This window comes from Actinomadura sp. GC306 (assembly GCF_004348665.1).
Classification (GTDB): domain Bacteria; phylum Actinomycetota; class Actinomycetes; order Streptosporangiales; family Streptosporangiaceae; genus Spirillospora.
Window position 1 is genome coordinate 1 of the sequence record NZ_SMKM01000360.1, and the last position, 5,735, is coordinate 5,735.

Sequence of the window (5,735 nt, forward strand, 5' to 3'; positions counted from 1 at the left end):
GTGTTCGCCGCTTTCGGTGGTCACGTCGCGTCGTCGCGCAGGTCGTGGGCGCGGTGCGCGAGGTCCTCGGCGAGGCGGGTCGCCACGTCCACCGGGAGCCCGGACAGCTCGGAGGACCCCGCGTGGGACGCGGTGTTGACCTCGATGGTCGCGAGGCCCAGCATCCGCTCGATCCAGCCCTGCTCGGTGTCGACGGTCTGGATGCGGCCGACGGGGACCAGCAGCCATTCGCGGCTGAACCAGCCCGTCCGCGTGTAGACGACGTCGGAGCTGACCTCCCAGCGGTGGACGCGGTAGCGCCAGACCGGCGCGACCGCCGCCATCAGCAGGCCCGCGGCGCCGACGACGTACGGCAGCCAGCCGATTCGGCCCGCCAGCCACCCGGGCAGGGCGTCCCAGCCGGAGTCGCCCACCCAGGCCGCCACGCCGAGCGCGAGCCCGAACGCGAGGCCCCACACGAGCAGGTACTCGACGGCCCACTGCGCGATCGCGCGGGCCGACACCCGGTGTTCGGGCGGCCGCAGCCGCGGCGGGTGCGGCCCCCCGCCGTCCCTGTGGTGACTGCGCCGCACCGACGTCACACCGCGAGTCTAGAACGCCGGGGGCCCGCTTCCGCCGGTCCGGTTCCCGCGAACCGCCGGATCCGGGCACAATCGCGCGCGCGTCATCGTTCTGTCAGTGGTGCGTGCGAAGTTGGGGGAATGCTCCGGCGCCTCCTCTGAGTCCCGCTGGGCGGCGGAGAAAACTGGATGCATCCGAGCCGGGTACCGCATATTTTTCGGCTGAACCGTCTCGACGGGGGGCGGGGACGTCCGGCGACACGATCTCAGGAGATCACATGACGTACGCCATCCAGGCCGACGGCCTGGAGAAGCGGTTCGGTGAGACCCGGGCACTGGCCGGCGTCTCCCTGACCGCCCCACCGGGGGCGGTCCTCGGCGTCCTCGGCCCCAACGGCGCGGGCAAGACCACCATGACCCGCATCCTCGCGACGCTGATCGAGCCGACGGGCGGCAGCGCCCGGGTCGGCGGCTTCGACGTGGTCAAAGAGGCGCACAGGGTGCGGCAGCTCATCGGTCTCACCGGCCAGTACGCCGGGGTGGACGAGATGCTCACCGGCACCGAGAACCTGCTGCTCATCGGCCGGCTGCTGGGGATGTCCCGGCGGGCGTCCAGGGCGCGGGCCGCCGAGCTGCTCGACAGGTTCCAGCTCTCCGACGCCGCCGAGCGCGCCGCCAAGACGTACTCGGGCGGCATGCGGCGCCGGCTCGACCTCGCGGCGAGCCTCGTCGGCCGCCCGCAGATCCTCTTCCTGGACGAGCCGACCACCGGCCTCGACCCGCGCAGCCGCAACGGCCTGTGGGACATCGTCCGCGGCCTGACCGGCGAAGGCGTCACGGTGCTGCTCACCACGCAGTACCTGGAGGAGGCCGACCAGCTCGCCGACGACATCGTCGTCATCGACCGCGGGCAGATCATCGCGCACGGCACGTCCGACGTGCTCAAGGCGCAGGTGGGCGGCCAGGTGCTGGAGGTCCGCCCGGTCCACGCCGCCGACGCGGAGACCGTGGCGAAGGTCGTCGGGGAGCTGACCGAGTCGGTTCCGGAGCTCGCCGACGGGCGGGTCAGCACCCCGATCACCGACCCGGAGCTGATGCCGGCCGTGGTCCGCCGCCTCGACGACGCCGGCGTCACCGTCGGCGAGCTGTCGCTGCGCAAGTCGAGCCTGGACGAGGTGTTCTTCGCCCTCACCGGCCACCACACCGACGACATCGACACCGAGGCCGGCGAGCTCGCCGAGTCCGCGAGCAAGGAAGGGGCGTCGGCATGAGCACCGCGACGTTCGCGCCGCAGGACCTCGCCAAACGGGTCGCCCCGAGCACCGCCCTGCGCAACACCGCCACCCTCGCCTGGCGGAACCTCGTCCAGATCAAGCACAACCGATGGAACTGCTGGACCTGTCCATCCAGCCCATCATGTTCGTGCTGCTGTTCGCGTACGTGTTCGGCCCGGCGATGTCGGGCAGCGTCGACGCCTACCTGCCGGTCGTCATCCCCGGCATCATCGCGCAGAACGCCCTGTTCGCCGGGATGAGCACCGGGTTCGGCCTCAACACCGACATCACCAAGGGCGTCTTCGACCGGTTCCGCAGCCTGCCGATCGCGCGCAGCGCCCCGCTCGCCGGGCGGATCATCGCCGACACCGCCAAGCAGGCGTGGTCGATGCTGATCCTGCTGGTCGTCGGCTTCATCATCGGCTTCCGCATCGAGACGAACGTGCTCGCCACGTTCACCGCGTTCGCGCTGCTGCTGACCTTCGCCGTCCTGTTCTCCTGGACGTCGGTCTACATCGCGATGAAGGTCAACGAGCCGGAGAAGGTGCAGATCTTCGGCTTCGTGGCGATCTTCCCGCTGAGCTTCATGAGCACCGCGTTCATCCCGAACACGGCCGGCATCCCGTCCGGGCTCGCGTTCGTCATGGACAACAGCCCGGTGACCCACCTGGTCGAGGCCATGCGCGGCCTGCTGGTGGGCGGCCCCGTCCTCGACCACGCGATCACGGCCCTGATCTGGGGGCTCGCCTTCTCCCTGGTCTTCGCCCCGCTGTCCCTGCGCGCCTTCAAGAAGCGCGCGTAGCCGGTGTCGTCGCCCTCGGTGCCGGGGGCGTCCGACCGGACCGGGTCGGCGATGCGCACGCCCCGGCGGATGCGGGTCCGCCGGGGCATGCGTGCCGGTCGGCTCAGCGGCTCGGATCAGGAGGCTCGGATCAGGAGGCTCGGATCAGGAGGCTCGGATCAGGAGGCTCGGGTCGGGCGGCTCGGGTCAGGCGGCGGGCTCCTTGGGCTGGTCGGCCGGGCGGGTCGCGGGGCGGACGTCGTCCAGGGCGGCCAGCTGGAAGTCGGCGCGCGGCTGCTCGACGGTGGCGAGGGAGACGGTCTCGCGCTTGAGGAACAGGGCGAGCGTCCAGTCCGCCACGACGCGCAGCTTGCGGTTGAAGGTCGGGACCTTCGCGCCGTGGTAGGTGCGGTGCATGAACCAGGCGGGCCAGCCCTTGACCTTGAAGCCGTAGGTCTGCGCGACGCCCTTGTGCAGGCCGAGCCCGGCGACCGCGCCGATGTTCTCGTGCACGTACGGCTTGAGGTTCTTCCCGCGCAGCGAGCGGACGATGTTGTCGCCGAGGACCTTGGCCTGGCGCGCGGCGTGCTGCGCGTTCGGCGGGCAGAACTCGCCTTCCCGCGTCAGGTCCGGGATGGCGGCGTTGTCACCGGCGGTGAACGCCCGGACCATGCCCTCGATCGTGAGGTACTCGGTGCCCTTGACGCGGCCCTTGTCGTCCACGGGCAGGCCGCCCCGCCGGACGACGGGCGCCGCCTTCACGCCCGCGTTCCACACCAGGGTCCCGGCCTGGAAGGAGCTGCCGTCCGACAGCTCGATCCGCCCGTCCACGGCCGACTCCAGCAGCGTGTTCATCTTGACGTCGATGCCGCGGCCGCGGAGCTGCTCGGCGGTCCACTTGCCCATGTCGGGGCCGACCTCGGGCAGGATGCGGCCGGTGGCCTCGACGAGGATGAACCGCAGGTCCTGCGGGGTGACCTTGCGCATGTACTTCGTGGCGTCGCGGGTCATGTCCTCCAGCTCGGCGACCGCCTCGACGCCGGCGAACCCGCCGCCGACGAACACGAACGTGAGCGCCTTGCGGCGCAGCTCGGCGTCGTCGGTGGACTCGGCGATCTCCAGCTGCTCCAGCACGTGGTTGCGCAGGTGGATGGCCTCGCCGACCGTCTTGAGGCTGATCCCGTTCTCGGCGAGCCCGGGGATCGGCAGCAGCCGCGGCACCGCGCCCGCGGCCATCACGAGATAGTCGTAGGAGATGCGCTCCGGCGGCCCGGCCAGCGGCTGGACGATCGCCCACCCCTCGTCGTGGTTCAGCTCGGTGACCCGCGCCTTGCGCACGGTGGCCCTGGGCAGGACGCGGCGCAGCGGGACGACGACGTGCCGCGGGGAGATGTTCCCTGCGGCGGCCTCCGGAAGGAACGGCTGGTACGTCATGTACGAGTTGGGGTCCACGACGGTGACCCTCACCTCGCCCCGCTTGAGTTCGCGTCGCAGCTTCTTCTGCAGGCGCAGGGCGGTGTACATGCCCACATAGCCGCCACCCACGATGAGGATGTGGGGAGCGCCAGGGCTCTCCTGGGCGATCCTGGCCATTGCGGCCTCCAATGTCACGGTCGGCTTGTGAAGACGTTCACAAGCTAGCGGACGGGGTATGCCTGGCACCAACCAATAACCGGGGAAGAAGTGCAGAACTTCCCGTCCCGGCAAAGCAGGAGGCCGATACGCCTGTGAAACCCACCACTCCTTCGCAATAACGGATGGCGCGAGACAGAAGGCGCATGACCAAGGTCACAGCGTGGGCGCGGGCGGCGGACCGCTCCGCGGTGGCGGGAAAGGCCCGTTCCGGTCCCGGTGAAGCCCTAGGGTTGGGGCCGAATCGTTGGGGCCTAGGAGGAAGGGGCGCCGGCGGGCGGGACGCATGCGGCCGAGATGACGGCGATCCGGCGGCGCGCCGCGTACGATCTCGCCCGGGAGCGTATCGATGATGAGCAGAGAGCGGCGTCCGATCATGGCCGCGGCGGGCGCCCTCGCGGTCGCCGCGTCCGTCGGCGGCTGCGGCCTGTTCGGCCAGCCGGAGAACAAGAGCGCCGAACTGTCGGAGTGGTTCACCGTGACCAGCCCGGTCTTCCGCGATGGGCAGGACTTGCCCCCGCGGTACGGCTGCACGACGTACCCTGGCGGGCAGGGGAAGACCCCGCCGCTCCGGTGGTCGGGCACGCCGGCCGAGACGCGGTCGTACGCGATCGTCGTGGACGACCCGGACGCCTCGGGCGGCGCCCGCGTCCACTGGGTGATCGCGGGCATCGGCGGGACGGTGAACGAACTCGTCGAGGACGCCCGGCTGGACAGGACCGTCGAAGGGTTGACCACAGACAAGAAGGCGGGCTACGCGCCGCCGTGCCCGCCCAAGGGGGAACGGCACCGGTACCGGTTCACGATCTACGCGCTGGACCACCCGGAGCCGTTCGCCGACGGCGCCGCACTGAAGGACTCGCTCCCCGCCATCGCCCGGCACACGATCGGACGGGGCAGGATTATCGGGAACTTCGGCGGCAATTAGTCGCGTTGACCGTGGAGCCCGAGGGCCCAGGGTCAGGGCGGACCCCACCGGGGGACTGAGCCGATAGGGGCGTACCGACGGGCTCGATTGGCCGATCGGGACGTGCCGTGCGAGGGTGAATGTGCGCGATGGGTGTGACAACGGTCATAGCGGTCGGTCAGAATCGGGCTAGACCGAGGCGGCGGCGACCAGAGCGGCACCGGTCGCCTGCGACAATCGTGACGGACTCGCGGTCCGCGCCAGGGACTCTCACCGGGCCAAGGCATTGGGTGGTGGCATGACTTCTTACATCGTGGTCTTCGGCCTCATTGTGGTCGTGGTCCTCGTGGTCGTCCTCGTAGCCCTCGGCCTGCGGGCCAGCAGGGCGGGACGCGACGACGACGACTGGATGGACGACGAGCCGCAGCACCCGCGCGGACGCCGGGGAGCCCCGTCCCAGGACGACATGGGCGGTCCCGACGACTACGGCTACAACGACGGGTACGACGGCGCCTACGACGGCGGTTACGACCGGCACGGCGCCCCCGAGCCCGCCCATGACCGCCGGGTCGCCGGCGGCC

At 70.9% G+C, this 5,735-nt stretch carries 5 protein-coding genes and 1 pseudogene; 4 read left to right on the forward strand and 2 right to left on the reverse strand.

From position 1 onward, the window contains the following. Positions 1 to 20 precede the first annotated feature (20 nt). Positions 21 to 581, reverse strand: a complete 561-nt coding sequence (locus E1200_RS30590; RefSeq protein ID WP_131955665.1) for a PH domain-containing protein — start codon at positions 579 to 581, stop codon at positions 21 to 23. 257 nt (positions 582 to 838) lie between these two features. Between E1200_RS30590 and E1200_RS30595 the strand changes: the two genes are divergently transcribed. Both E1200_RS30595 and E1200_RS30600 read left to right on the forward strand, forming a co-directional pair. After that, a complete protein-coding gene (locus tag E1200_RS30595) occupies positions 839 to 1,831 on the forward strand; it encodes an ATP-binding cassette domain-containing protein (RefSeq protein ID WP_131955667.1) in 993 nt (330 codons plus the stop codon). A gap of 112 nt (positions 1,832 to 1,943) precedes the next feature. After that, positions 1,944 to 2,636 carry an ABC transporter permease gene (locus tag E1200_RS30600; protein WP_243708970.1) on the forward strand — a complete coding sequence of 231 codons (693 nt, stop codon included), beginning with the start codon at positions 1,944 to 1,946 and terminating at the stop codon, positions 2,634 to 2,636. Between the two features lie 186 nt (positions 2,637 to 2,822). Here the strand turns inward: E1200_RS30600 and E1200_RS30605 are convergent, their stop codons facing one another. Then, positions 2,823 to 4,208 carry an NAD(P)/FAD-dependent oxidoreductase gene (locus E1200_RS30605; protein WP_131955669.1) on the reverse strand — a complete coding sequence of 462 codons (1,386 nt, stop codon included), beginning with the start codon at positions 4,206 to 4,208 and terminating at the stop codon, positions 2,823 to 2,825. A gap of 388 nt (positions 4,209 to 4,596) precedes the next feature. Between E1200_RS30605 and E1200_RS30610 the strand changes: the two genes are divergently transcribed. Together E1200_RS30610 and E1200_RS30615 are read left to right on the forward strand one after the other, a co-directional pair. Further along, the gene (locus E1200_RS30610) at positions 4,597 to 5,175 is read left to right on the forward strand and encodes a YbhB/YbcL family Raf kinase inhibitor-like protein (RefSeq protein WP_243708971.1); all 579 of its coding nucleotides are present in this window, start codon (positions 4,597 to 4,599) and stop codon (positions 5,173 to 5,175) included. Positions 5,176 to 5,452: 277 nt separating this feature from the next. Further along, positions 5,453 to 5,735 (forward strand): annotated as a pseudogene (locus E1200_RS30615) (hypothetical protein); the annotation flags it as partial.

Bases quoted from the DNA above. Each gene is read 5' to 3' on its own strand.
- E1200_RS30595 (WP_131955667.1), top strand. From the start codon at position 839: ATGACGTACGCCATCCAGGCCGACGGCCTGGAGAAGCGGTTCGGTGAG.
- E1200_RS30600 (WP_243708970.1), top strand. From the start codon at position 1,944: ATGGAACTGCTGGACCTGTCCATCCAGCCCATCATGTTCGTGCTGCTG.
- E1200_RS30605 (WP_131955669.1), bottom strand. From the start codon at position 4,208: ATGGCCAGGATCGCCCAGGAGAGCCCTGGCGCTCCCCACATCCTCATC.
- E1200_RS30610 (WP_243708971.1), top strand. From the start codon at position 4,597: ATGATGAGCAGAGAGCGGCGTCCGATCATGGCCGCGGCGGGCGCCCTC.